Below are 514 nucleotides of genomic sequence, written 5' to 3'. Positions count from 1 at the left end.
ACGGGCCACTGACGATGGCTGTCACGCTTACTCTGATCCGTTGAGAGAAACTCCATTCGAGGCTCCATGGAGAAACTCCGTTCTGTCCATTCGCTAACTCTCAATGACAGAGTGCAAAATCAAACAGAATGTGCTGCAAGAACACCGGTTACGGTTCTCCATCGGCACGGGCCATGGAAGAATTTCGAAGCAGTGGAATTCGCCATTTTGGAATGGGTTGACTGGTTCAGCCACCAACGACTTCTGGAGCCCATCTGAAACGTACCGCCAGCCGAGGCTGAAGCACGCTACTACGCCATGCTGGACGAACCAACCATGGCCGCATAAGTTAAACCAAATGGCCTCCGGCAAACCCGGCGCGGTTCAATGTCTTACGGGCTGAAAGGATTTACATGTCGGAAGTTGTTGCCCTTCAATCCATTATGATCAATTTAAGTGTCGCGCTTTTGCTTGGCGCTGTCATCGGCTTAGAACGTCAATTAAAACAACGACATTCCGGTCTTGCGACACATGC

General features: G+C 50.8%; 1 pseudogene. It reads left to right on the top strand.

Annotated elements, in window-relative coordinates:
- Positions 1-153 precede the first annotated feature (153 nt).
- A pseudogene (locus ABE527_RS21645) lies at positions 154-327 on the top strand (IS3 family transposase); the annotation flags it as partial.
- Positions 328-514 lie beyond the last annotated feature (187 nt).

The sequence above is a fragment of the Brucella sp. TWI432 genome, assembly GCF_039674445.1.
Classification (GTDB): Bacteria; Pseudomonadota; Alphaproteobacteria; order Rhizobiales; family Rhizobiaceae; genus Brucella; species Brucella chromiisoli.
This window is presented reverse-complemented; position numbering and strand designations above follow the sequence as displayed.